Below are 25,581 nucleotides of genomic sequence, written 5' to 3'. Positions count from 1 at the left end.
AAAATAGTAAAGATAGTAAGAGATAGTAAACGGGATACCATGGAGCGCAGAGCCAACCCATTTCGCGCCACGCTCGGGTCTACACCGCCGTATCTCGCGGGCCGCGCTTCGGAGCTGACGGACTTTCGCTATGCACTCGAAGAAGGACCTGGGGCGCATGAGCGGGTCACTGTGGTCACCGGACTTCGAGGTGTTGGTAAGACGGTCCTCTTGAACGCCTACGAGGATGAAGCGCGTGCGCAGTCGTGGCACGTGATTTCCGAGACAGCCACACGCGGGTTCATGCAACGGCTTACTGACACGATATATCGATTAACAACCGATCAGTACGAGCAGGGCAAAAGGAGAATCACTGGGCTGAGTATCGCTCCTTTGGGGGGAGTGCAGCTATCAACTCCCACACATTATTCCCCTCAACCGACCTTCCGAGATGTGCTTACTCGATACCTTGAGATCCAAGCAGACATTGATCTAGCTATGAATCAAGAGCCGGTTGGACTGCTCATTACCGTGGACGAGCTTCACAACAACCGCAAGGACGAGATCATTGAGTTTGGCGCAGCAATTCAACATCTCGTGCGCGAAAACCGGCAGATTGCCGTGGCCATGGCAGGCATACCGCAGGCTGTGAATCCACTGCTAGCAGCTGACAGCGGAGACAACCCTGTGACATTTCTCCGCCGTGCAAACCGAGTGGACCTTGGACTTATTCCCGATGAGGAGGTGCGGCGAGCCCTCAAGGAGCCGGTTGAAGGAAGCGGTTGCTGCTTCACGCCGGATGCATTGGGAAAGGCGGTGCAGGCATGCGCTGGGTACCCCTTCATGATTCAGCTGGTGGGGCACGAAAGTTTCCGTCGACGTGAGGGCGAGGTCATTACGTGCGCCTCGGTTGAGGAAGGTGCGGCAAAGGCCAAGCGTAAGCTAGGCCAGCTGGTGCACGAGGCATCACTGCGGGATCTCTCACCGGTCGATCGCACCTTCCTCGCGGCGATGGCTACGGATGATGGCCCGTCGAGAACCAAGGACATTGCCACACGAATGGGAGTGGATGCGCAGTATGTGGGCACCTATCGGCGGCGGCTTATTGCCGCAGAGATGATCACCGTTGTGGGCCACGGGCTGGTGGACTTCGCGCTGCCCTTCATGCGCTCCTACCTGCGCGGTTGAGCGCGGCGGGAGCTTTTAACGGCGCAGCTGGGCAGTGGTTTTTCGGGTGGCTGGTGCGGTGCGGGGATCCTCCGGCCAGGGATGCTTGGGGTAGCGCCCGCGCATGTCGGCGCGCACATCTGCATAGGCGCCGTCCCAGAAGCGGGTGAGGTTATCGGTGATCGCCACGGGTCGCCCGGCTGGGGAAAGCAGCTCGAAGCGGATGCGCGTGCCGAGTACCTCGGGGCTGTCCTCGAGCCCAAAGCACTCTTGGAGTTTGACCTGCACGCTGGGTTGCTTATCGCTGTAGTCCACGGGGATCGATCGCCCCGAGGGCACGGTGATACTGGCGGGCACATCCTTGTCGAAGTCCTGAGCCGCCGGCCAGGGCAGCAGCGCGGACAGCGCCTGGTGCATGTCGATCTCCGCCAGCGGCATGCCCTCGGCGAGCCGCGGATAGTGCATGCTCAACCAGATGGGCGCGGCGGCGATGAGGCCCGCATCGCTCACATCTGGCCACTGCGGGTCGTGGGCGTGATAGAAGGCCATGCGCTGGCGTAGCTGCTGGGCGGCGGCGCTGAAGCGAATATCGCGCAGGCCATCACGCTCGAAGGTGCGCGCTACCGCCTACTCCACCTGCGCCACGGGCACGGCGGTGGGGGTAGACGCCAGCTCAATCGCTGCGATACTCCGAATCGTGCGGGCACTCAGCTTGCCCTGGCGCACCCGCACCTCGGTGCTGCTCGTGGGCGGATAGAGCTGAAGGATCTGCTCCTCGCTCACGGCAGCGGCGCGCCGAATAATGGGCAGCGCCTGCTGATTCGTGCCGCGGCTCATCTCCGCCACGGCCAGCCATACGGCACCACGCAGCTGGGTATCGAGCAGCCGCGCCCGCGTCCCCGCGGTGGTGAGATAGACGTGCTGATCGGCATCCACGAGCCGAGCCACCATGTGCGGCAAGGCCAGTGCGATCACCCCGCCGGCAGATAGTTGCCGCAGCTGCGCAGGCTGCTCAGAGGAGGCGGAACGAGCGATCCGGGTGAAACGGCGGGTCTCCCGCGCCACCTGGGGCGCGCTGCTCGGGGTGCTGAGATCCGTGGCGCCGCCCACGGTGAGCTCGGCCAGCACCGGCGCGGCAGCGGGGCCTGCCTGTAGCAGCGCGTGGGCACAGCGCGGGTCTGCGGGGATGGTCGAGATCCTGCGGCCATGCTCAGTGATCGCCCCATGCTTATCGACGGCATCTATCCCGCGCAGCACCTCCTCCGCAGCGGCCAGCGCGGCCGGCGGGGGAGCGTCCAGAAGCGGAAAGCCCTCACCCCGCGGGCTGCCCCAGCTGGCCAGGGTGAGTGCCGCCTGCGTGAGATCCGAGGTGGCGATCTCGGGGGCGGGATAGGCGGGCGCGGCAGTATAACTACGCTGCTCGCACAGTCGAATCGCGGTGCCGGGCCCGAGTCGTCCGGCGCGGCCGGCGCGCTGATCCATCGCCGCACGCGCCGCACTAATGGTGATCAGCCCAGTCATGGCGCGCAGATTATCGCGGCGCGGAACGCGGGCCAAGCCGGCATCCACCACGGTATGCACTCCCGGCACGGTAATGGAGGATTCCGCAATGGCGGTGGACAACACGATCCGTGGCTGGTCAGTGCCGCGCACAACCGCGCTCTGTTCCTGCGCACTCAAGCCGCCATGCAGCACCGCGTGGGGGCCGTGCAGCTGCTCGGCCACGCGCTCTATTTCCCGACGCCCCGGTAAGAAAACCAGCACCGAGCCAGTGGACTCGGCCAGCGCCTCATCGGCCACCCGTGCTGTCCACGATAAAAACTCGCGGGTCACACCCCGCTCGTCGAGGCGCGCTGGGCCGGGTTGATAGCGGATGTCTACCGGATGGAGGGCGGCGTCTACCTGGTGCAGGGTGGCGTCGATAAGCGTGGCGAAGGCGCGGGCATCCACGGTGGCGGACATCGCCACAAGCTGCAGGTCTTCGCGCAATAGGCGCAGCTCGGCGAGCATGCCGAGGGCAAGGTCGGTGTCGAGATTGCGTTCATGTACCTCGTCGAGGATGACGGCGTCGATACCGGAGAGTTCGGGGTCGCTGAGCAGCATGCGCACCAGCACGCCCGGGGTCACAAACTCGATGAGCCGACCCGCTTCGCTCTGGCCGCGTACCGCGAAACCGATATCTGTGCGGGGGCCGTGATGCAGCTGGCGCAGGCGCTGGGCGGCGGCGATCACCGCCACCCGCCGCGGCGCTGTTACCAGTACCTTCCCGGAATGTGACTGCTCATGCAGCAGATTGACGACCGCCGGCGGGATCAGGGTGGTTTTACCCGTACCGGGCGGGGCGTGCACCACAGTGGCACCGCTCTGGGCCAGACGCTGCTGAAAGAGCGCGATATCGCGGGCCACGGGCAGCCCAGCGCCAATCGCTCCAAGATCACAGGGAAGGGTCATGGTGCAGAGGCTAGCCGTAGTGTCGGGGTGAGCGTGGGATGTTAGGGGTACTGCCGCGCGCCGCAACGACGACGCATGCTTTATCCGTACCGGCACTTTGGCTTAGGATAGTACCGCGATACAGATAGAGCCTTCTTCGGAAAGAATGCATGCAATGAAGCTCACCGTGCGGTTGTTTTTTCTTGTCGGCATTGCTGCCGAAATTATCCTCTTAATAGCCAAGCTAGCGGGGAAAGACCTACCTGCATACGTACTCTTTTATCCCCTGATCTTTCTCGGGGTGGCTGTGGGGATCATCCTGATCACCCTCATCAGAGACATCATGCGTAGCGGTTCGGTCACATCATCCATCACAGATGTCTCCCGCAGGCTTGGCGTTCCCCGAAAAGCACTGGCCTTGTGGTGCTCTGAGGTGGGAATGCTCTATGGAGTCACGGGGCTGTGTACAAGGAACACTGGCGCGGGGGAGCCGGTGTCGTATCACCGTGCTTTAACGCCTGTGTTTATCGGCGTGCTGCTATTGGGAATCGTGGAGGCTGTGGTTGTGCACCTCGTGGTGAGCAATGGCGTGCTCGGGGTAGTGATAGCCATTCTGAGCGTATATGCGATCGTCTTATTCGCCGGATTTTATGGATCAATGCGGGCTCATCCGCACCTGCTCAACGACGATGGCAGCATACAGGTGCGCCTGGGCACTAAACTCCGCTGCTTCATTGAGCCGCACAATATAGCGGCAATCACAAAGGTGATGCCAGGTTCCGGCGGGGCGGTGGAGATCGAGAACTCGGGATGTCGGGCTCCGGTGCTCGGGCAGGTGAATGTGCAGATAACGTGCACGGATCCTGTTGTTGTTGAGGACATATCGCTGGGGGTGTACGAGGTCACACGGCTAGATATTTATTGCGATCAGCCCGATATTCTCTTGGCGGCTCGCCCCTAGTTGCTCTGGCCTAGCGCTTGGTGATGGTGTGTCGATAGTCCATGGCGCGTACCGGCACCCCTAGTGCTAAGGAATCGGCAGGAATATCGGTGGTGACGATCGCCCCCGCCCCGATTACCGAGCGGGCCCCGTACCCCAGGCAGAACCGTTACTCCAGCGCCGATCCACGCCTCCTCCTCGATGGTGATCGGGTCGGCCTTTTCCCAGATTTAGTACATCGAGAAGGTCTACACCTCGACAAATCGCGCCGGTGCTAATAGCCGTCTGCTTACCGCGCTGCATACTGAACTCCCTGAATTCTTTGGTGCTGACTGGCACTTTACCCGCGCATATCGGGGTGGCCGTTCTACGGAGGCGCCGATAGGACCGCCTACCGCTGGCACGAATCAGCACCGCACGGTTGTCAAGATGGGCAGTATGGTCAGAAAGGTGCGCACCATCATGGGTAAACCGCCTACAGCCCCCACCAAAAACGAAGGCGAAAAGCAGTACCGCTCGGGCTAGAAACGTATCGAAGCTGCGCGCATCGGCGGCACAGGGCCGGATGCTGGAAGAACTGGACCGTGAGCTGCTCAGTGCTGACGATGCGGCAAGTGACCTGATCGACGGGGTACGGGTGCGGTGGATGGCTCCTGGACGTGCCGCCCGTGATGAAACAGCGTTTAGACACGCTCTTGCTGAAGGTGACCGACTGCATGGTGCCGGTCACCCCATGAAGGACACCCTGCTGATCGACGCACGAAAAGCAGTAACACGAACAGTCGAAGGATTGAGTTCACCCCACACGCCAAGCATCCGTACAAAAAGAAAACACAGAGCCAACACCACGTGTTGGGTCTGTTTGGTGAAAAAGTCGGCCTTGATGATCCCCGCGTTCGCGGTCCAAGCCTTTGTATAGTGGCACTTCGGTATGCGCCTAAATTTAGGGCGGCATACGTTTGAACGGAAGTGCTACTCAGCCTGTAGCTTAAGAATCTCCGTTACTGTAGTGTGGATGGCATGTCCCGTTATTTTACTGCTTTGCTCACTTTTATGTTTGTCTTGGTCATCGTCGGCCTGATGTTCGATGGATTTGAATCGCAGCAGGGCATTGTGATGACTGTGATTTTCTCACTCGTGGGAGCGGGCGCGGCCTACATGCTGGTTTCAAAAAGCAGAAAGGGTGAAGAATAGACAGGGAAGCTGAAGGCCCACGACAATCCTTTTGACGTGGGTTGGGGGTTGCCTTGTTTTTGAGGTTTGTACATTGCGGCGGCGTTAAGAGAGAACTGCGGCACTGAGTGCTGTCATGCCAAGGTCCAGAACGCTTGCCCATCGAGCCTGGAACCCGATCTAAAATCAATGCAGAGTATATAGGAAAGATGTACCATGAAAAAAATTTACACTTGGTGTTTTTTTACAACGTTCGTATGCCGTTATGATCAACTGAACGAAGCTAAACAGCGTCATCAATATTGCACCGATAAAGTTCGGGAAAAGTACAATGTGCATTTCTCGTCAGAACAGGCCTATCAGCAAGGGCAAAGTAATCTACTCTTCGATCTTCTGCTTCTGGAAATAGTCGGAAATGATACAGAGCTTTCACTAAAAGAAAAAGAAAACTATTCTTCTTTTTCTTTTGTGACAGTGGTGGATATTCCATGTGAAGATGACTCATATGAAGATGAGTTCAGAAGTATTTGCGATCTATTGGAGATAGACCTTGAAGAAGGATTTCCTGCTAAGTTCCCTAGCCGCACGCGTGGGATTTTAGTTAGTCCTGGAGGTCGCGAATTTAAGGAATGCGATTACCAATAAAGTGTAGTGACAGAGTTGTCGTTGACGCTGGTTGTCGCGTGGTCGCTTCCTCGGCCGTAGGGGTCGCACTAAAACCGCTTTTCAAGCCTCGTGTCAGATTGTGGCGCACAGCCCCTTAGCTGCGGTGATGTATGGCTACCTGAAACCGAGTTTTACGATGATCCTGTTTTCCCTGTTTACCCAACTATGCCAATGTGGCAATTATTCTCTGACCTGCACTGGGGGGGGAGCTTACCCTCGGGCAGGTGAATGTGCAGATAACGTGCACGGATCCTGTTGTTGTCGAGGACATATCGCTGGGAGTACACGAGGTCACACGGCTAGATATTTATTGCGATCAGCCCGATATTCTCTTGGCGGCTCGCCCCTAGCTGCTCTGGCCTAGCGCTTGGTGATGGTGTGCCGATAATCCATGGCGCGTACCGGCACCCCATCCGGAAGCTCGTCGCGCTCCCACTTCTCTTGGCTATTTTCGAGCGTATCGACCACCCGCGCCGGCACCCCTAGTGCTAAGGAATCGGCAGGAATATCGGTGGTGACGATCGCCCCCGCCCCGATTACCGAGCGGGCCCCGATGCGCACCCCAGGCAGAACCGTTACTCCAGCGCCGATCCACGCCTCCTCCTCGATGGTGATCGGGTCGGCCTTTTCCCAGCCATGGCGGCGCATCTCCACGTCATAGACCGGATGATTCACAGTGATCAGCCGGACATCGGGGCCGATCAGTGCGCCCTTCTCAATGGTCACGGGCGCGGAATCTAAAATAGTGACCTTGGCGTTAATAAATACCTCGGGGCCGATGAAGGTATTGCGCCCGTATTCGATAAAGGCCGGTGCCACCACTGTGGAACCGCCGCCGACAGCGCCCAGCCACTCCTCGGCAATGGTGCGGGCCCGCTCGGGGTGGCGCTCCTCATTGAAATCACGCATCAGATTCTGGGAGCGGCGGCGCACCGCGTTGAGGGTGGCATTGTCGATGGGTAGATGCCATTCCCCCTTCGCCATCTGCTCGAAGCTGGAATAGGTACCGACATCAAAGCTCATAATGCCCCATTCTAGGAGGCGAGGATGCACGGCATAACTGGGCCGAGCCGTGCCGTCGCGGTCGAGCGAGCGCCTGTGGGGGTGAAGGCATTACCGCGCCGGCGCGGAGCTATCGACGCAGATCAGAGCGGTGGGAGTCGACACCGCCGGCAGTAGGGGGTGGGGCGAGGGTCCGGGTCTTTTTCTAGAGTGCAAGGCATGAACACCACCGCAGATCACACAGCAGTATCCGGCCCCGAGCAGCGCGGTCTCACCCAAGGTGAGGATGGGCGCTGGCGTATTCCTTGGGGCAACCAGAGCGCCCAGTTGCGCGATTACTATGACAACGAATGGGCGCATCCCGTGCGCGATGAGCGCGGGATATATGAACGCCTCGTGCTCGAAGGCTTCCAAGCGGGCTTATCCTGGCGAACGATCCTGCAGAAGCGCCCCGCTTTCCGGCAGGCCTTTGCTCATTTCGACCCCGAGAAAGTCGCAGCCTTCGACGAGACAGACATACAGCGCCTGCTGGAGAACCCAGCGATTATTCGCAACCGCGCCAAGATCACCGCGGCGATCAGCAATGCGCAGGTGCTGCTGCGCACCCGCGAGAGTGCGCCCTTGCCGGAGCTGCTTGCCCGCTACCAGCAGCCCCTCGGCAGCCGTTTTGCTCATGTGGATCACATCCCCACCACCAGCCCCGAGGCTGCAGAATTAGCCCGCGAACTCAAAAGCCTTGGGTATCGTTTTGTAGGGCCCACCACCTGCTATGCGCTCATGCAGGCGAGTGGGCTAGTGGAAACACGAGTGGAGGGAGAATCTCGATGCTGAAGAAGAAACAGCTCACGATCAACGGCGTCACTGGGGTGCTCACGCTGCCCGCCCAGCCCAGCGAGACCCTCGTGGTGATGGCGCATTGCTTCGGCTGCAGCAAAGAAACCAAAATCCTGGTGAAACTAGCCCGCTTCCTCGCCGGCCACGGCTACGGCTCTGTGCGCATGGACTACTCGCGGCATCTCTACTCCACCTATATTGAGGAACTCGAGGGCGTCTCTCGGGTCATGCTTGGCGACGCAGCCGCAGCCGCAGATGCAGCTGACAGCAGCGCGGGGGAGCTGGGGGAGCTGCCGCGGTTTTCTCGGGTGGTCCTCCTCGGGCATTCGCTCGGCGGGCTGGCGGTGCTCAGCGCCGCAGCGCGTAGCCGGAGCACGGGACTGGGGGAGTACCTGCAGGGTGTGGTGGCGTTGTCCGCCCCAGCTACCGCCCACCACGTGGAGGCCGCGGCCGCCGATGTGCCCGATCTGGACCCCGGGTTGGTGGATGAAACCTTTGTTCAGGATGTGGCTGCCACCGCGGCCACCGAATTCAGTGATTGCCAGGTGCCGGTGCTGATTGTGCACCCCGATGAGGACCCAGTGGTAGGAATCGAGCATGGCCGGCGACTGCACGAGCTACTGCCGGACAGCGAGCTCGTAGTGGTGCCAAAGTGCACGGATCACATGTTCGTTTCCGACGCGGCGCGCACAGCCGTCGAGGAGGCCGTGGGCAGATGGCTACCCCAGCACACTGCAACGCCAGCGGATTCCCATCCACAGCAGCGCTGAGCCGCCCAGCCAGCTCCCGTCTCAGCGGGTGGATAGTGCCCCCGCGGTGGCGAGTTTTGCCATAATGGCCGCTATGGCCGAAAACACAGCGCATGAGCACTATCCGCACCTGAACACGCAGGGCCGCACCGCCGTGGTGACGGGAGCCTCCGCCGGTATCGGCGCGGCCTGCGCCCGCGCCCTCGCCGCCGATGGCTGGACCGTGATCCTCGGGGCGCGTCGGCAGCAACCACTCGAGGAACTCGCGCACGAGATCGGCGGTATCGCCCTGCCGCTGGATGTCATCGATGAAGCATCCGTGGAGAATTTCTGTTCCCAGATTTCCCGTTGCGATCTGCTGGTGAATAACGCCGGCGGAGCCAAGGGGCTGGACTCCGTAGAAGAGGGGCGCATCGAGGAATGGCAGTGGATGTATGAGGTCAATGTGCTCGGCACGGTGCGTCTCACCCAGGCCTTATTGCCGCTGCTGCGCCAGGCCCCCGAGGGTGCCGGGCAGATCATCAACATGAGCTCGGTTGCCGGACACACCGCCTACGCCGGCGGCGGTGGCTATAACGCTGCGAAGTTCGGGGTGGCCGCGCTTACTCGGGCGCTGCGCATCGAAACCCGCGAGGAACCCATTCGCGTGGTGGAGGTATGCCCGGGCCGGGTAGAGACAGACTTTTCTCTCAACCGTTTCCGCGGCGATCAGAGCCAAGCTGAGAAGGTCTATGCCGATAAGCTCAACCTCTCGGCCGAGGACATTGCAGAAACGGTGCGCTGGATCGCCGCCCTGCCCGCGCATATGAACGTCGATCAGATCACGCTGCGGCCGCGGGATCAGATCTAGCGGCCAGCCTGTACGCAGCTTTTTTCGCCGCTGCCCAGTACCGCTGCCCAGCACCGTCTCGCCACCGCCTCCTCGCTTCCGGAAGAAAGGCCCTCGTGTTCAGCTCTCTCGCTAGCCTCTGCGCGGTGTGGATAGTGGCCCTCGCATCACCAGGGCCGGATGTTTTTCAAATTCTGCGCATCGCCTCCCGGCAGCGGCGCGCCGGGGTGCTCGTGGCCCTAGGTATCTGTCTGGGAAATACGGTGTGGATTCTCGCCTCGCTTGCAGGCCTCTCGGCGCTGGTCACCACCCACCCGGGGCTATTGAATCTGCTGAAACTCATCGGTGGCGGCTACCTGCTCTATCTCGGCATGCGGGCCCTCTCTGCGGCGCTCGGCCCCTATTGGCCTAGGCGGCGTCGTCGCCATGCGCAGGGTGCTGCGGGCGCGAAGGAACCACCACCGCCCAACACCCTGCCTGGCAGTACGGCGGCGCAGCTGCGCCTCGGGGTGGCCACCAACCTCTCCAATCCCAAGGCCATCCTGTTTTTTGGGGCGGTATTTGCCCAGTTCATCTCGGCAGACAGCTCCCTGGGGGAACAAGTACTCATCGTGCTGTGCCTCGAGATAATCCAGCTGCTGTGGTTTCCCGGGGTGGCGCTGGCGGTCAGCACGGTCAGCGCCACGCTGCGCCGCTATGCTGCGGCCATCGATACTCTCAGCGGCACCGTCTTTGCCGGTTTCGGCTGCTATATGTGCCTCACGGGGGCGGCGGCGCTGCTCAGCTAGGTGCGGCTGCGCCTGCAGCGGAGCGCGGTGCGCCACAGTGTCTAAGGCGCTGACTACACTGAGGACACGATGAACAATTCACATGTAATTGATGTAGCGATTAAGACCGAGACCATTAAGCTCGGGCAGTTCGTGAAGCTCGCCAACCTCGTCGAGACCGGCGGTGCGGCCAAGTCCGCTATCGCCGAGGGCGAGGTGTATGTCAACGATGAGCAGGAAACTCGCCGCGGCAAAACTCTGCACGCCGGTGATGTGGTGCGCGTCGGGGGACTGCAGGCACGGGTGTCTACCTCTGATGACGAGGATGACTTCTTTGATGAGGCCACCGCGAATGATGACTTCGACCCGGAGAAGTGGAGGAATCTCTAAACCATGCCAGCATTCATGGGCCAGGACGGGATGCCCTATTGGATCGATCTGTCCACCTCGGAGCTGCGCAAGGCGCGCTATTTCTACTCCAAGGTGTGCGGCTGGGACTACACCGAGCTCTCCTCGGGCTATCTGCTTGCCACGAAGAACGGGATGCCGGTGGCGGGCTTGGTGGCCAAGCCGGAAGATTCGCAGCAGCCCGATAGCTGGGTGACGTATTTCCTCACCTCGGATATCAACCACGTGGTCGAGCGCGTTGCTGAGCTCGGGGGGCGCTGCCTCACCGAGCCGCTGCCCACCAGCCAGGGCCAGATGGTGGTGATCGCCGATAGCTCCGGCGCGTTATTCGGTGTGATCCAGCCAGAGGGCGAGGAGCGTTTCGTGGCCGCGGGCGAGCCGGGCACGAGCGTGTGGCATGAGCTGACCACCGTGACCAATCACGAGGACACGCTGAAGTTTTATGCCGAGCTCTTCGAGTGGACTCTGCACACCGTGGACAATGACGCCGGCCAGAGCTACACCATGGCCCTAGCTGAGGGCGCGCCCTTCGCTGGAATCTATGATGCTGCCGGCCAGTTCCCGCCCCAGGTGCCGAGCTTTTGGCAGTCCTTCCTCGGCGTGGAGGATCTGCGTCTGGCGGTGCAGATGGTGGAAGATCTCGGCGGCGAGGTGATTCGCCCGCCCATGAACTCCGATTTCGGGGCACTGGCCCTGGTCGCCGATTCCACCGGCGCGGTGGTCACCCTCGTGGAGGTCGAGGAACCCCAGGAGGAAGAATTCCTCGACGAGGCCGCGCCGCTGCACGATATTGATGTGGAGCAGCTGCGCAAGGACATCCAGAACTAGCGCTTATCGACGCCACCTCTGCCGCTATCCCCCTAGCGGCAGAAGTCCGCGGCGTCCTCGATGAGCTGGCGGGCCTGCTGCGGGGTGGCGAGATAGTCTGCTGCGTAGTAGCGCACCGTGTGCGCCTCGCTGAGCTCTCCGAGCGCGCCCTCATCGGCCCAGCTGGAATGGCTGAACTGCTGGATGAGGGTCCTGGGCCAAGTCTCAGCGGCGGGTAGCTCAACCGGCTGAGCGCCGCCGTCGAGTTGCGGGTTGCGCAGGATCAGCCCGTCGAGCTCGTCGGCGAGAGCGCCGAGGAGGGCGGCGCCATAGCCATCGCCGAAGCCGATGACCCGATCCACCCTTTGCTGCTGCCGGGCGGCGCTGAGGGCGTCACGCACTGCGTCCTGGGCGGCCGCAGGCTCTGCCGGGTGCAGGGGATAGTGCACGTCTATCACCCGCGTGCCGCTGCGCTGGGCCAGCGCAGCCACGAGCGGCTGCCAGTAGACATCACGGAAGGCGCCGCCGCCGAAAAAGCCACTGCCGCCATGAACGCTGAGGATCGCCGTGGAACTGGGATCATCGGCGGTGATGAGGGTGTGGCTGCCCAGCGGGGCGAGCTCCACCTGGTCGGTCCAGGCCACCTGCGGCATGCGATGATCCACCGCCGTGCCCAGCTGCAGAATCGCGGCATGGGTGGTGCGGTCCACGATATGTGAGACCCAGCGTTCGGCATCTGCGGGCTCGGTGCGCCCGCCCTGCCACGGCGGGGTGAAATCCGGTGCAGGATAGTGCTCCGAGAAATACCAGAGCAGCTGTTCGAGCTGCTCGGCGGCGGGCATCATCTCCGCGGAGTCGGCGGCGGTGGTGGAGCTATCGGACACGAGAACATCCCCTTCACTAGCAATCGCGCATGGTGCCTAGAGTCTAGCCAAGGAGATGTCCCGTGCGGCTGCCGGGTGTTACCAGATGCTCACGCGATCCTCGGGGCGGATATACATCGGGGAGTCCTCATCAACCTCGAAGGCCTCATAGAGCTCGGCCACGTTGCCGGCGATGAGATTGCAGCGGAACTCGGCGGGGGAGTGCGGATCCACAGCCAGGTAGGTCCTTTGCAGCTCGGGGCGGATCGTGGTGCGCCACACCCGCGCCCAGGAGACGAAGAGGCGCTGCAGGCCGGTGAGTTCCACATCCAGCTCGGGGCGAGCACCCTCGGTGTCCACGCGCAGCTTCTCATCGGTGTCGAAGCTCAAGCCCTGATCGTCCAGCCAGCGGCGATAGGCCACCACGGCGATGCCGAGGCCGCCGAGATCGCCAATATTCTCGCCGAGGGTGAACTCGCCATTGACCCCGGCGCTGTCCTCCTCGGCCTCGGCCAAGACGGAGGGCACCTGGCCGTCGAATTGCTGCACCAAGGTGGCGGTCAATTTCTCAAAGGCGGCGCGATCCTCGGCGCTCCACCAATCGTTGAGGCTGCCCTGGCCGTCGTAGCGGGAGCCTTGATCATCGAAGCCATGGCCGATCTCGTGGCCGATCACGGCGCCGATAGCACCGAAGTTGGTGGCGGCATCCGCATCCGGGGAGTAGAAGGGCGGGCGCAGGATCGCGGCCGGGAAGGTGATGTCATTTTGCACCGGGTAGTAGAAGGCATTAACCATCTGCGGCGGGCAGAACCACTCCTCGCGGTCGGCGGGCTTGCCCACCTTGGCCACCTGGTAGTCGTGCTCGAAGGCGGAGGCGGCACGGGCATTAGCCACCACATCGGCACCAGCGGCCGAGACCTCGAAGTCATAGGAGCGCCAGGTATCGGGGTAGCCGATCTTGGCCTTGAAGGTGCCCAGCTTCTCCAGGGCACGCTCGCGGGTGGCGGGCGTCATCCACTCCAGCTGGCTGATGCGCTCACGATAGGCGCCCAGCAGATAGTCCACGAGGCGTTCCATCTCTGCCTTGTACTCCGGCGGGAAATGCTCCTCCACGAAGAGCTGGCCGATCTCCTCGGAAACAGCCGAGTCGGCGAAGGACACAGCGCGCCGCCATCGGGGCAGCTGTTCGGTCGAGCCCTGCAGCACCCCGTTGTAGAAGCGGAAATTCTCCAGCTCCAGCTCGGTGGGCAGCATGGAGGCGAAGGCGGAGATGATGCTGCGGCAGGCCCAGAGGCGCAGATCCTCAGGCGCGACCTCCGCGAGCAGGCTATCGATGAACTCGGGGAAGTCCTTGTTGCGCACAATGACGGTGGTATCGGGTGCAAGCCCGCTGGCCAGCAGGAACTCGCGGCTAAACTCGGGTAGCTCGGAGACCGCGATCGGGTTATAGCTCTTCTGCGCATCGCGCGAGGCCACCACATCGCGGTGGCCGGAGGCGATCCGGGTCTCGAAGGCCACGATGCGCCCTGCGGCATCCGCGGCCGCATCTGCCTCAGCAACCCCAGCGAGCTCGAGCATGGTGGCCACGTGCTGCTCATAGGCCTGCAGCACCGGGGCATGGGCCTGCTCGCGATAGTAGGCCTCGTTCGGCAGCCCCAGACCGGACTGATCCGCCCAGGCGACCACGTTTTCGCTGCCGGCATCCTTGGCCATATAGCAGCCCAGCAGCGAGGGCACGCCCTCGCGGTAGAGCGCACCAGCGGCGCGGGCGAAGCGGGTCTTATCCACCCCGGCGTCGGAGTCCGAGGAGGCGGGTTGGATGGCCTGGGAGATGGCGTCGATAAGCGGCGCGATAGGCGCAACACCGGCCTGGTTAATGCCCTCGGTGTCCATGAAGGAGGAGTAGAGGGCACTGGCGCGCGAGGAGCCACCCTCGATGAGGGCACGGACATCATCCTCGGCGCGATCGCGCAATGCATGGAACGCGCCGTAGATGCCGCGGTCGGCGGGGATAGTGGTGGAATCGATCCATTCCCCGTTGACGAGGTCAAACAAATCATAAAGTTTCATGAGCACCAGCGTAGCGAGGGCGTGTCCTGCTGCCCACCTACACTGGTGGCTATGCGCAATTCCTTGAAGCCGTCCGCCGGCGCGAAAAGCTGGTGGGCGTTGATGATTGCGGTCAGTGTGGTGCTGGCGTTACCGCTGGTTATCAATGCCGCAATCCCTGAGCGCCTCAGTGTGGGCGCACAGCCGGTAGTACTGAGCGGAACGGATAACAACTGGGAAATACCCGTCTATCTGGATCCGGAGCAGCAGCAACAGCAGCCCTCCTGCATGCACGACGGCGCCGATCCGCTGGTGACCGCCTTCGCCTGCCCCGGTGGGCGGATCACCTCTACCGTTGTTGAAAGCACGGATGATCCAGTGCTGGCGCTGCAGCGCATGGTGCGGGCCATTCGGGTGACCGGACTGCCCACCGATGAAGCGGTGTTTTCTCTCGCAGTGGACAGCGAGGATGTCAGCGACGCCTATGTGATCGCCAGCGACCGCGGCTATGTGGCCGTCTCTGGCGTCGGCGCAGGCGAGCACGAGGGGACAACGATGGTGGCGCTCGTCTCCGGCGAGAACGCCCCAGAGATCGGGGCCGCAGTATTTGCCTCGCTCACCGGCGAGGAGCCCGTGGCACTGGCCGAGAGGGGCGAGGTGGTCTACGGCGAGAGCTTCCTCGACGGCGAGTACCCGCTCGCGCCCCGGGTGCATCCCGAGCAGCTGCAACGCCAGCTCGACGGGGAGGCCGGCCCGGCCGCACCTGGCTCCGAAAAAGCCCCCGCCGAGGAGACCGTACAGGCCTTGAGCCGAGAACAGGATGTGGCATGAGCACGATATACCGCATCTCCATGATCGTCATGATCGTCATCTGCATACCCATCGGCCTGGGGCTGGTTGGCGGCACCGCGGTGCTCTCCCCGCAGGGCTTCGGCGTCGGCATCCCCTGCGCCCTGCTCTATGCGGTGGTGATTATCTCGCTGCTTCGCCGCACCCCGCTGTGGCCCTCTACCCGCACCGCGCCGGGGCTGCGTCGCAGCCACGTGCTGTGGTGGGCGGTCGCGGCGATGAGCTGGGGAGCATTCGCCTCCTTCGGGCTCACCATGCTCTCGGGCGGGCCGATCATGGCGCTGACCTCCAAACTCGGCTGGGACATAGTGGAAGCCTCCCTGGGTGGCGCCTATCCGGAGGAAATCTCCAAAGTCCTGGGCGTGGTGCTCATCATCTTCGCCTTCCGCTTCCTCAACCGCCCCTGGCATGGCTTTATCACCGGCGCGCTGGTGGGGCTCGGCTTCGAGATCACCGAGAACCTGCTCTATGGCACCGTCGGCGCGGTATATGACCCCGCCTCGGATTTCTGGGGCGCGCTGCAGATGTGGGGCTTGCGCACCCTCTTCGGCGTGGGGCTGCACGTGGTGCTCTCCGCGATCGCCGGCTGGGGTGTGGGCTATGCCCTGCTCGGCGGGCCGCAGGTGGCACGCTTATCGACGCCACGCCGCATCCTCATCGCCCTCGGCTGGCTGCTGGCCTCCTTCGTGGGCCACTTCTGGTGGAACCTGCAGTGGGGAAACATGGTGGCGATGGGCGTGTCCATCGCCCTGGCGGCCTGCTACATATACGGGCTGTTCATTGTTCTTCTGGTGCGGCTCTGGAAACAGGCGAAGCGCGATACAGGCTATGTACTCTGCGACAAGCCGCTCTTGGCACCCCCGCCTACACCTTCGCTATCGCTATAGATTAATTTTTCAATTATGAAAAAGATTCTGAGCTACGCTGCCCTTGCCGCCCTCGCGGCGGGCCTGGCGGCCTGTGGTGACTCTGGCGAAACCACCACTGACACTGTCACCGAAACCACCTCCGTGACCGGAGAGACGTCTCAGGTAGAAACCGTTACCGAGACCGAGAGCGCGGCTCCTGCCACCCGCACCCCCGCCGGTGGCACTGCCCCCTGCGAGATCCGCGCCTACTCCAATAGCGCCGAGGACGATCTCCTCGACGATGACGTGGTGCGCGCCGGGGTGGATAAGCCCCGCGTGACCCAGCTGGTGCAGGATAAGTGCGGCAGCGCCACCTTCGACGATGATCACTGGACCTACCGCGATGGCGCCATCGAGGTGGAAGTGCTCGAGGATGGCACCGTCGATGAAATCGATGTAGACGACTAAAACAACGGCCACGGCCACACCAGCCCCCAGCGGCGCACAGCTCAGTGCGGTTCGCTGGGGGTTTTCTGCGTGGCTGCGGCGGCAAGGCGGCGGCATGGCGGCGGCGTGGCTGCGGTGCGCGCCGGCCGCACACGCCGGTCTCGCACCCCGCATCGCGCTCAGCCTCTGCAGTGCGATCGCGCAGGGGGGTTCTCCCCTAATCTGTAGCGTATGACTATTAACCAGATCGCTGACGAGTATGTGAAGGCGAGTATTGCACTCTCGCCCGAGTTCGCCACCGCCTTGGGCTTGGCGGAGAACCAAGACCGCTGGGGTGATTACTCCCCTGCTGGGGTGGAGGCCGAGGCTGACCTAGCGCGGGAGACCGTGAAGAAGCTGCAGCAGGCCGAGCCGGTGGACGAAAGCGAGTCGGTGACGAAGGCGGCGATGCTCGATCGCCTCGGCGTGGCCCTGGATCGTCATGCGCTGGGAGAAGCCTACAGGGATCTCAACAACATTGCCTGCCCGATTCAGAGTGTGCGCGACACCCTGGCGCAGATGGACACCTCCACTGCGGAGGGCAAGGCCAATGTGGCCGCCCGTATTGCGCGCATGGGCGAGGCCTATCGCGGCTATGCCCAGACTCTCGCCGAGGGGGCCGCCCGCGGCCTGGTGCCCGCGCAGCGGCAGGTGCAGCGCGGGATCGAGCAGCTGCAGGCCATGGCCGCCGAGCAGTCCCTGCTGGATGTCTATGGCGCAGAGGCCGAGGCCACTGCGGAGCAGGTGGCGGCGGGCAAGCAGGCAGCCGCGGAGCTGGCCACCTTCTTGGAGGAGCAGATCGCACCCCACGCCGCCACCACCGATGGGGTGGGCCGCGAGCGCTATGAGGTGGCCAGCCACCTGTGGGTGGGCCACCGCATCGATCTGGACGATACCTATGAGTGGGGTTTAGAGGAGCTGCAGCGGATCATCGCCGAGCAAGAGGTCTGCGCCGCCGAGCTCTATGGGGAGGGCACCAGCCCCAGCGCGGCCTTTGCGCGACTCAACGCCGATCCCGCCTATCAACTGCACGGCGTGGAGGAGCTGCAGCAGTGGATGCAGCAGATCGCCGATGATGTGATCGCGAACATGAACGGCACCTATTTCGATATCCCCGAGCCGGTGCAGCGCATCGAGTGCTGCATCGACAAGGCCGGCACCGGCGGCATCTTCTACACCGAGCCCTCGGCCGATTTCTCCCGCCCAGGTCGCATGTGGTGGTCCGTGCCGGAGGGCGAGGACACCTTCAATACCTGGCAGGAGCTCACCACCGTCTACCACGAGGGCGTGCCCGGCCATCACCTGCAGCTGGGCCAGCAGGTCTATGAGGCCGAGCACCTCAATAGCTGGCGCCGCCAGATGGGATTCAACTCCGGCCATGCCGAGGGCTGGGCGCTCTATGCGGAGCGCTTCATGGATGAGCTCGGGTTCCTTCCCGATGCCGGCTACCGCATGGGCATGCTCGACGGGCAGCGTCTCCGCGCGGCGCGTGTGGCCCTGGACATCGGCGTGCACCTGGGTAAAACCACTCCCGATGGTGGCACCTGGGATGCGGACTATGCCTGGCAGTTCATGAAGAACAACGTGGCCATGGCCGATGGCTTCCTCCGCTTCGAGGTGGATCGCTATCTGGGCTGGCCGGGCCAGGCACCCTCCTACAAGGTGGGCCAGCGCCTGTGGGAGCAGCTGCGCGATGACTTCCTTGCCGCCCGCCCCGGCGAGCTGAAGGAGTTCCACCGTCTCGCGCTGCGCGAGGGCACGCTCCCACTCGGCGTGCTGCGCGAGGTGGTCATGGCCCAGGCCTAGGGATGCTTATCGACGCCGCCCCGCAGGCCGGTGATAGTCCCGGTGCGGCAGCGGCGCTCAGCAGAAGGCGGCGGTAACAGCAAAAGTGCTGTCACCGCCGCCTTGTATCGACTCGCTCGGCGCGCCGGCCGAGGTGGGCTAGTTGCGGAAGGTCTGCATCTTCGACGGTTTCCACAACCCGGAGCGGGTGATGGTCTCGGTGTCGATCGCGGCCTCCTTAGGCGCCTCGCCCTCAGAGTTGGTGCGTAGTGCGTAGTACTGCAGGCTGCCCCAGTCGCGCTTCCAATCATTCTTTAGATAGCCCGGCGCCTCATAGGAGGTATTCACTGCCTCCGCGGTGCCGAGGGCGCCGCCGCCGGTGAAGTCCTGGAAGCCCGAGAGGGATTCCTTGCCGGGCTTATCCGGCGAGATTCGGTAGCGCGGAATCTCGGTGACACCGGCATAGTGGTCGAAGCTGCGCTGATCCGGGAACTGCAGGGCTACCGGCCAGTCGAGCAGGCCCGGGGTATCGCTGCCAATGAGCGTGTTCACGGAGGCCAAGGTGGGCACGCGCGGCGGGGTGAAGGCCAGCCAGTGGCCCGGGTAGAGGGAATCATCCTCGGCCTTGATGCGGATCACGTTGGCCTCATCGGGGAGATCGGCCAGCGGCACGCGCAGGTTGCGCCAGATATCGTCGCGGAAGGCGTCGATGGGCTCGTATTCGCCGAGCATTTTCACCGAGCCATCGGCGTCGCGGTGGCCGTATTCCACCACCAAGGTTTCGCCCTCGATGGGATCGCCATTGACGTCTTTGCGCTCGGTGGAGCCGGCGGCGGTAATCACCACGATGGGCGCATCCTCGCTGCGCTCAGCCGGCAGGGAGAACCAGTCACTGGTCACCGCGGCCGGGATCTGATCATTTTGGCGATAGGAGCCCAGCACCGGCACCTCTGCCGGGTCGAGGCCGAAGGGCAGTTTGGCGTGGGAGCCGTTGATGCCGGTTGTGGTGTTAAAGCCGCCCTCGGTGCCCACCGGCTGGCCCACCACCGATTCCTGGATCTCGATATTGGTTTGGGGGCCGTCGAGCGCCTCCGCGGCGCTTTCCGGCCAGGCGCGGTAGCCGGAGACATCTAAGCGCACCGGCAGATTATTGGGCCCGAAGCCATAGGAGTTTTCGCCATTATCCAGCGAATCCTTCAAATCCTTGCCATCGGCAGGGGCGAGGAAGGAGTCATTGGTATTGGTCTCAATCACGGCGTCATTGGCCAGCTGGCCGGTGGTTCCACCCAGCTCGCGGACGTTGCCGGTGCCAATGGAGTACTGCGGCCACTGCTGCAGGAAGCTCTTGGCGAAGGAGCCATAGCTGATGATCAAAATACCCACGCAGGCAATGGCGATGGGGGCGGCCAAGAGCTGGCCGGTCCGGGAATGGGAGGCCGCACTCTGGGCCTGCTTTTCCCGCTCGTTCTCGCGCTGGGCGGCGGCCATGGCCTCATCCTTGGTGGGGTTTTTCGACAGCGCATCGGCCACGCGGGCCTGCCGGGCGGTGTCCTCTTGTTCCGCGGCAGAGACATTCTGCGGCCGCCGCAGTGTTTCGAGGAAGGAGGACACCACGGCGATACCAACCACCACCAGGGTGAATACGAGGGCGACGGTGGCGAACTCGATGCCGAAGATCTGCGGGGTCTTATCCCACCACGGCACACCGAAGCTGGAGACGTACCACCAGCCATTGATGCCGGCGAGGCTCACCGCGCCCACCGCCATGACCGCCGCGCCCAAGAAGAGCTGGGTGGAGCGGGATTGGCGGGCATAGTTAGCCAAGGACACCGCCGCCACGGCGGCCACGGCGGCGCTGAGCCCAGCCCACACGCCGAAGTGGTGGGTCCACTTGGTGGGGGTGAACGTCATGAAGAACATGGCGCCGGCGAATACCAACAACAGGCGGGTGATGGAGGCGGCATTGGTGCCCGGAATAGAGGTGGAGCGCACCTTGGTGTAGAGCACCACGGCGAGCGCGAAAAACGCCATGAGCACGGGGAAACGGCGGGCCACCGAGCCGTCCACGCTGCCGAGCAGCAGGGCGGCATAGCGGCTGTACTCCTGGTACCAAGACAGGGAGGGGCCCACGAGTCCGCGCACCCTAGTGGACTCCAATGCGGAGGCCAGGGACTGATCGCCAAAGACGGCCACCATCACGGCGGTACCTGCGGCCAGGAAGGGGGCGATGATCGCCGCAACATTGAAGGCGGTGGGGCCGGAGCCCATGATCTGCAACCGCGCCACCAGGATCTTCACCAGGGCGGCGAGGCTGACGAGTAGCGCCGCCACGGCCATCAGACCGGTGGGCCCGGCCGAGAGCGAGAAGGCGGCGGCGAGCACACCGAGGGCAGCGGGAAAGAGACGGGAGGTGGCGATGGCACGCTCGAAGCACACCCAGGTAACAACCACGCCCAAGGCGATAATCGGCTCGGGGCGCAGGCCGTTGTTGTAGGCAGTCCAAAAAGCGAGGAACAGCAGCGCTGCGGACCAGCGAGCGATGCGTCGAGAAGCAACGGCCTCGCCGAGACGCGGCAGCATGGATTTCGACACAAACAGCCAGGTGAGAATGGCGGCCACCAGCTGCGGCAGACGCATCCACATCGAGGCGGTAGAGACCTGCGCCATCGCGGCCAGCAGATCATAGTAGGGGGAGCCGAAGGGCGACTCCGGCACGCCATACCAGCGGTAATAGTTGGCGATATAGTCGGCGTGCTCGCTGGCGCGGGCCATGGTGAGGATGAAGCCATCATCGGAGGTATTGCCGCCAAAGACGTACCAGAAGGCGATACCGGCCAGCACCACGAGATCCGTGGCGCGCAGCGTCTTCCACTCCGCAGGAATCTCCATAAAGCCACGGCCATCGGCGCGATCTAGGCGGTAGAGCGCGGCCAAAGAGGCCAGGGTGAGCAGCACGCCGCCGATCATGCACGCCAGCTTCAGCGGGGTGGGCGAGGAGGTGAAGCGGGAGTTGATCTCCACCTGGGCGCTCAGCCCCTGATCCACCAGCGCCTGATAATTCTCGCCCGTGTCATCGAGCTCGGTGTAGATACCGCTGACCTGGGGGCGTTGATCCGTATCCACCTCTCCCAAGGTGGTGCCCTGGGCGCTCACGCTGGCGCCATCGGCCCCGACGGAGATATCCAGTACCTCGCCGCGGAGATCCTTCACCTTCTCCGGGGTGAGGCGCACCAAGATTTCCTTGAGCGTGGACACCACCAGATCGCCATCGGTGCTGCGGATCATGAGGCCGCGGTTGGCCGCCTCGGCGGAATCCTGCGGCAGCGTGGAGAGCAGCAGATTCTGGCCCTCGCGGAGATCATCCACCGCATCCACCGGCATGCGCACCTCCAGCTGCTCGGGGGCATAGGAGATGAGCGGGGCGTTGATGGATTGGAGATCGCCCTGCGGCCAGCTGAAGGAGGACTGCACCTGGTTGATGGGCATCAACGGGGTGAGCACAAACAGCACAAATCCCAGTAGACCAGTGATCACCGAGAACGCCTTGAGCCCCGTGCGTGGGGGGTGGGCGTGCTCGCTGCTGCCGAGAGAATCTGCAGGGTCAGATGAAGCGAGGACAGGAGTGGACATAAGGGAACATTGTACTTCCTCGCCGCCGCGGCCCCAGTCATGCGCGACCGAGGTCGTGGCGGAAAGCCCAGCGTGCTAGCTGGATGTGGTGGTGCGCACAGCCACCACGAAGGGGCCGATCTGCTTCACCGTCCACGGCGCATCCGGTGCGTTAAACATCTCCGGGTTAAACCAGAGCGCGCGGAAACGCACATTCGGATTATTCGGGTAGATGTCCTCGGAGATATCCAGCTTCCACGCGCCCGCCGGGGTGTCCACGGGCTGGTTGGTGCTGGGGGCAGAGGCCGTTCCTGAAGAGCCGGTGGCGCCGTTGGCGCCCGCCGCGTCCTCGCTCGACGCGGTGTCCCCCGCGCCCGCGCTCGGCGCCGTGACGTCGATGTCCTCTTCGGCGGGGGAGCCATCGAGCTGGCCGCGGAACACGAAGGCTTCTGGGGTCGAGAAGGCCCCATAGATGGGCGCATCGTCCAAAAGCGCGGCGAAGGCGCGGGGAGACATCATCGGATCAAAGGAGGCCTGGGCCCATTTCTCCAGCTGCTCATTGCGCTGTCGGAACATCGCCAGCGGGTTGGCGTAGTGAGCGGTCATGCCTTGGTAGCTGAAGAAGGGATAGAAGGAGAGCAGGTTGAACTCGTCGGTGACGATAACGGTATCCCCAGCGGGTTTGCCCAGCTCATCGGTGATGAACGTGGTGATATCGCCGTAGTAGCGGGCCGCGTTCGGCGGGTTGGAATCACCGCGCTGGCCATTGCCGTCGGTGTCGGTATAGGCAAAGTCCAGGCCGCGGGAGAGCTTATTGGGAATATCTTGGGCATAGGCCACACCACTCATTCCCAGCACGATCACCAGCAGCGCGGTGATGGAACTCTTCAGCTTCTTCGAGATCATCCGCGGATAGAGCTGATCCAGCCCCACCAGCCGCAGCTCCGCGATGCCGAGCACACCCGCGGTGGCCAGCTGCAGCGTGATCAGCGTTTCCAGGCGGAAGCCCAGCAGGGTATTACCGGCGAGGGTGACGATCATGGAGGCCACCGACCAGCCGTAATACACCACCAGTGAGAGCCCGAGGGCGCGGATATCGCGGTCGGCGGCGCGGATCACCAGATAGGCCACGCCGATCATGCACAACGCGCCCACCAGCGACAGGGAGAACATGGGCAGAGGAATCTCGGTGCCTTGGCGCGGCAGGTAGTGGGTGGCGCCGGAGGCGGAGGTGCTCTGGCCGCTGAGGATCGCGGCGATGTAGGGCCACCACACCACGGCGGCCACGGCGAGCGAGCTCAGGCCGATCACCACCAGCCGCAGCAGCGGCGCCACGGAGCGGGATCCCACCACGGCAGCAACGAGCGCCAGCAGCACCACCGAGAGCGCGATCACCGCGGTGAAGAGGGTGTACATGGATGCCGAGGCCCCGAGGTAGATCACCAGCCCCAGCATGGACATCCGAGCCCCGTCGAGGGCGCGCCGGGCCAGCACTGCCGCGGCGGGAGCACCCATGGCGATGACGGCGGCATAGGGCTCGTGGGCGGCTACCACGAGGGTGATGGCGGTGGTGGTGAGCGCGATGGCGGTGGCCACCGGCAGCGAGCCGGTAATGCGCTGCCACACCGGCACGAGTACACAGCCCGCGGCGGCGAGGGTGATCAGCGACCACGGCTGGAAGGCCTCCCAGCCGGGCAGGTTCACCAGGTTGGCGAAGCGCCCGCCGAACCAGAACCACCCCGCCGGATAGAAGGGAGGCATGTTGATGTAGTTCATATCCACCAGCCGCGCGGTGTCGGTCAGGCGGGTGAGGAACTGGGTGCGAAAGCCCTGGTCCACGCTGGCGCCATCGAGATACAGGCTGGTCGCCGAGAGGGGAATGCCGAGCGAGGACACCACCAGCCCGGCGGGGCTGAGATAGCACAGCGCGATGGTGAGCCAGCGGCGCAGTGGCGAGCGCGCCGTGGTTTCGCCGTGCCGCCAGGCGTGCTCGTCCTGCAGCCATAGGTACACGAAGGTGAGCACGGTGAGCAGCAGGATCACGGTGACGGCGGTGGAGGCCGCGCGCGATACATAGGAGGTGCCAAACGCGGGCAGATTGGTGGTTTTGAGTATCAGCCACGCCACGTAGGTGGCGACGGCTCCGGCCAAGCCCGCCGCAAGCACCGATAGGGCCGCCCGCTTCGGCGTTAAGGCATCGGGGGCGTAGGGGGCGAGGCCATCAGGCTCGGGGTTATCCCGCGCCGGGCGGGGAGTGCGGGGAGCGCGCAGGGAGCCATCTGAGGCGGTGCTGGTACTCATGCATTTAGTGTGACACACCCGCGCGCGGGGAGGGAAAACATCCACGCTGCTCAGTTAATGCATCGCGGGGCTTATCGACGCCACCCTGCACGCCCGTAAATCACCCGCATACGCGACCGCCCCGCCGGCGATGCTCGTCCTTCGCGCACACCGGCGCAGACCGGCGGAAACCGGCGGAAAGCGTCGACAAGCGTCGGAGAGCCTCGGGCGGGGCGGTAGGGGCGGCTGTGCGAGTCGCTAGCAGCCGCGGCAGGGCCTTAGAAGGGCAGCTTGCGGAAGATGGGCTTCGGCACGTGTTGCAGGATCATCATCACCGGCTGGAAGAGCGGGTGCACCCAGATCACGTCCTTATTGCTGTTCACGCCCTTGAACACGGCGTTGGCCACGTCCTCGCGATCGACGGTGAGCGGGGCCTCGTCGAGTTCTTCGGTCATCTTGGTGCGTACCTGGCCGGGGCGCACCACGAGCACATGGGCGCCGCTATCGCGCAGGGCCTCGCCGAGCTGCTCGTAGAAGGCGTCGAAGCCGGCCTTGGTGGCGCCGTAGACAAAGTTGGAGCGGCGCACCTTCATCCCGGCCACCGAGGACAGTGCCACGATGTGGCCGTGGCCCTGCTTCTTGAACTTCTGGCCCAGCAGGGTGCCCACGGACACGCCGCCGGTGAAGTTGATATTCGCAGCCTTGACCGCTTCCTGCTGGTTTTGCCACTGCTCCTCGTTATCGCCGAGGATGCCGAAGGCCACGATGGCCACATCCACATCGCCGGCGGCGAAGGCGAGATCAATCACGTCAGCGTGGGAGTCGGTGTTGGTGGCATCGAAGTCCAGCACTTCCACGGCGGAGGCGCCCGCCTTTTCCATGCGGGCGGTGGCTTCGGCGACGCGCGGGGAGTCCTCGCGGGCGGCGAGGGTCACCCGGGCCGGGCCTTCCTTGAGGAAGCGCTCGACGATGGCGAGTCCGATATCGGAGGTGCCGCCGAGCAGGAGAATATTTTGGGCTTGGCCTACAGCGTTCAGCATGTGGGTTCCTTTCTTGCGCGG

Annotated in this window: 23 protein-coding genes; 15 read left to right on the top strand and 8 right to left on the bottom strand. The window is 63.5% G+C overall.

What is annotated here, in order from left to right; all coding sequences use genetic code 11:
- The first annotated feature begins 39 nt into the window (after positions 1-39).
- The gene (locus KR227_RS07675) at positions 40-1,167 is read left to right on the top strand and encodes an ATP-binding protein (protein ID WP_218364783.1); all 1,128 of its coding nucleotides are present in this window, start codon (positions 40-42) and stop codon (positions 1,165-1,167) included.
- Between the two features lie 15 nt (positions 1,168-1,182).
- On the opposite strand, the gene KR227_RS10925 is transcribed toward KR227_RS07675, so the two are convergent.
- Both KR227_RS10925 and KR227_RS07670 read right to left on the bottom strand, forming a co-directional pair.
- On the bottom strand, positions 1,183-1,695 hold the full coding sequence (locus KR227_RS10925) for an ATP-dependent helicase C-terminal domain-containing protein (RefSeq protein ID WP_370625206.1): 513 nt from the start codon (positions 1,693-1,695) through the stop codon (positions 1,183-1,185).
- Positions 1,696-1,773: 78 nt separating this feature from the next.
- Positions 1,774-3,597 (bottom strand): helicase-related protein, encoded by a 1,824-nt coding sequence (locus KR227_RS07670; protein ID WP_370625205.1) that lies wholly within the window; start codon positions 3,595-3,597, stop codon positions 1,774-1,776.
- Between the two features lie 154 nt (positions 3,598-3,751).
- Here KR227_RS07670 and KR227_RS07665 point away from each other — a divergent pair, with 154 nt between their 5' ends.
- The 4 genes from KR227_RS07665 (at position 3,752) to KR227_RS07650 (ending at position 6,334) form a co-directional block, all read left to right on the top strand.
- On the top strand, positions 3,752-4,537 hold the full coding sequence (locus KR227_RS07665) for a hypothetical protein (protein ID WP_218364781.1): 786 nt from the start codon (positions 3,752-3,754) through the stop codon (positions 4,535-4,537).
- Positions 4,538-5,081: 544 nt separating this feature from the next.
- Positions 5,082-5,435: a hypothetical protein gene (locus KR227_RS10810; RefSeq protein WP_255549192.1), complete on the top strand. Its 354-nt coding sequence runs from the start codon at positions 5,082-5,084 to the stop codon at positions 5,433-5,435.
- A 101-nt stretch (positions 5,436-5,536) separates the two neighbouring features.
- Positions 5,537-5,710 (top strand): hypothetical protein, encoded by a 174-nt coding sequence (locus KR227_RS07655; RefSeq protein WP_218364779.1) that lies wholly within the window; start codon positions 5,537-5,539, stop codon positions 5,708-5,710.
- A 195-nt stretch (positions 5,711-5,905) separates the two neighbouring features.
- Positions 5,906-6,334: a hypothetical protein gene (locus tag KR227_RS07650; RefSeq protein WP_218364777.1), complete on the top strand. Its 429-nt coding sequence runs from the start codon at positions 5,906-5,908 to the stop codon at positions 6,332-6,334.
- Positions 6,335-6,715: 381 nt separating this feature from the next.
- On the opposite strand, the gene KR227_RS07645 is transcribed toward KR227_RS07650, so the two are convergent.
- Positions 6,716-7,378, bottom strand: coding sequence for a sugar O-acetyltransferase (locus KR227_RS07645; protein WP_218364775.1), 663 nt, complete (start codon positions 7,376-7,378; stop codon positions 6,716-6,718).
- Positions 7,379-7,576: 198 nt separating this feature from the next.
- On the opposite strand from KR227_RS07645, the gene KR227_RS07640 reads away from it, so the two are divergent.
- The 6 genes from KR227_RS07640 (at position 7,577) to KR227_RS07615 (ending at position 11,772) form a co-directional block, all read left to right on the top strand.
- The gene (locus tag KR227_RS07640; protein ID WP_218364773.1) at positions 7,577-8,188 is read left to right on the top strand and encodes a DNA-3-methyladenine glycosylase I; all 612 of its coding nucleotides are present in this window, start codon (positions 7,577-7,579) and stop codon (positions 8,186-8,188) included.
- Entirely contained in the window at positions 8,182-8,961 is a 780-nt protein-coding gene (locus KR227_RS07635; RefSeq protein WP_218364771.1) for an alpha/beta hydrolase, read from the top strand. Before KR227_RS07640 ends, KR227_RS07635 begins: the two co-directional genes overlap by 7 nt.
- Positions 8,962-9,025: 64 nt before the next feature.
- Entirely contained in the window at positions 9,026-9,790 is a 765-nt protein-coding gene (locus KR227_RS07630) for an SDR family oxidoreductase (protein ID WP_218364770.1), read from the top strand.
- Positions 9,791-9,885: 95 nt separating this feature from the next.
- Positions 9,886-10,557, top strand: coding sequence for a LysE family translocator (locus KR227_RS07625; RefSeq protein ID WP_218364768.1), 672 nt, complete (start codon positions 9,886-9,888; stop codon positions 10,555-10,557).
- Between the two features lie 69 nt (positions 10,558-10,626).
- Entirely contained in the window at positions 10,627-10,926 is a 300-nt protein-coding gene (locus KR227_RS07620; RefSeq protein WP_218364766.1) for an RNA-binding S4 domain-containing protein, read from the top strand.
- Between the two features lie 3 nt (positions 10,927-10,929).
- Positions 10,930-11,772, top strand: a complete 843-nt coding sequence (locus tag KR227_RS07615) for a VOC family protein (protein WP_218364764.1) — start codon at positions 10,930-10,932, stop codon at positions 11,770-11,772.
- 32 nt (positions 11,773-11,804) lie between these two features.
- Here the strand turns inward: KR227_RS07615 and KR227_RS07610 are convergent, their stop codons facing one another.
- Positions 11,805-12,635: an alpha/beta hydrolase fold domain-containing protein gene (locus KR227_RS07610; RefSeq protein ID WP_218364762.1), complete on the bottom strand. Its 831-nt coding sequence runs from the start codon at positions 12,633-12,635 to the stop codon at positions 11,805-11,807.
- A 78-nt stretch (positions 12,636-12,713) separates the two neighbouring features.
- Positions 12,714-14,684, bottom strand: a complete 1,971-nt coding sequence (locus KR227_RS07605; RefSeq protein WP_218364761.1) for a M13 family metallopeptidase — start codon at positions 14,682-14,684, stop codon at positions 12,714-12,716.
- 51 nt (positions 14,685-14,735) lie between these two features.
- Here KR227_RS07605 and KR227_RS07600 point away from each other — a divergent pair, with 51 nt between their 5' ends.
- From KR227_RS07600 to KR227_RS07585, 4 genes are all read left to right on the top strand, one after another.
- Positions 14,736-15,494: a hypothetical protein gene (locus KR227_RS07600; RefSeq protein ID WP_218364759.1), complete on the top strand. Its 759-nt coding sequence runs from the start codon at positions 14,736-14,738 to the stop codon at positions 15,492-15,494.
- A complete protein-coding gene (locus KR227_RS07595) occupies positions 15,491-16,399 on the top strand; it encodes a PrsW family intramembrane metalloprotease (protein ID WP_218364757.1) in 909 nt (302 codons plus the stop codon). The genes KR227_RS07600 and KR227_RS07595 overlap by 4 nt, the downstream gene beginning before the upstream one ends.
- 15 nt (positions 16,400-16,414) lie before the next feature.
- Positions 16,415-16,828, top strand: a complete 414-nt coding sequence (locus KR227_RS07590; RefSeq protein ID WP_218364756.1) for a hypothetical protein — start codon at positions 16,415-16,417, stop codon at positions 16,826-16,828.
- A gap of 210 nt (positions 16,829-17,038) precedes the next feature.
- The gene (locus KR227_RS07585) at positions 17,039-18,652 is read left to right on the top strand and encodes a DUF885 domain-containing protein (RefSeq protein ID WP_218364755.1); all 1,614 of its coding nucleotides are present in this window, start codon (positions 17,039-17,041) and stop codon (positions 18,650-18,652) included.
- A 138-nt stretch (positions 18,653-18,790) separates the two neighbouring features.
- Here KR227_RS07585 and KR227_RS07580 read toward each other — a convergent pair whose 3' ends face one another.
- The 3 genes from KR227_RS07580 to KR227_RS07570 all read right to left on the bottom strand — a co-directional run bounded on the left by KR227_RS07580 (position 18,791) and on the right by KR227_RS07570 (position 25,560).
- On the bottom strand, positions 18,791-22,261 hold the full coding sequence (locus KR227_RS07580; RefSeq protein ID WP_255549191.1) for an arabinosyltransferase domain-containing protein: 3,471 nt from the start codon (positions 22,259-22,261) through the stop codon (positions 18,791-18,793).
- A gap of 75 nt (positions 22,262-22,336) precedes the next feature.
- Positions 22,337-24,541, bottom strand: coding sequence for an arabinofuranosyltransferase (locus KR227_RS07575; RefSeq protein WP_218364754.1), 2,205 nt, complete (start codon positions 24,539-24,541; stop codon positions 22,337-22,339).
- A gap of 257 nt (positions 24,542-24,798) precedes the next feature.
- Positions 24,799-25,560, bottom strand: a complete 762-nt coding sequence (locus KR227_RS07570; RefSeq protein ID WP_218364753.1) for a decaprenylphospho-beta-D-erythro-pentofuranosid-2-ulose 2-reductase — start codon at positions 25,558-25,560, stop codon at positions 24,799-24,801.
- Between the last annotated feature and the right edge of the window lie 21 nt (positions 25,561-25,581).

Origin of the sequence: Corynebacterium sp. TAE3-ERU30 (assembly GCF_019209925.1) — a bacterium.
Taxonomy (GTDB): Bacteria; Actinomycetota; Actinomycetes; order Mycobacteriales; family Mycobacteriaceae; genus Corynebacterium; species Corynebacterium megadyptis.
The sequence above is the reverse complement of the archived record's forward strand: the minus strand, read 5'-3'. Positions and strand labels throughout refer to the sequence as shown.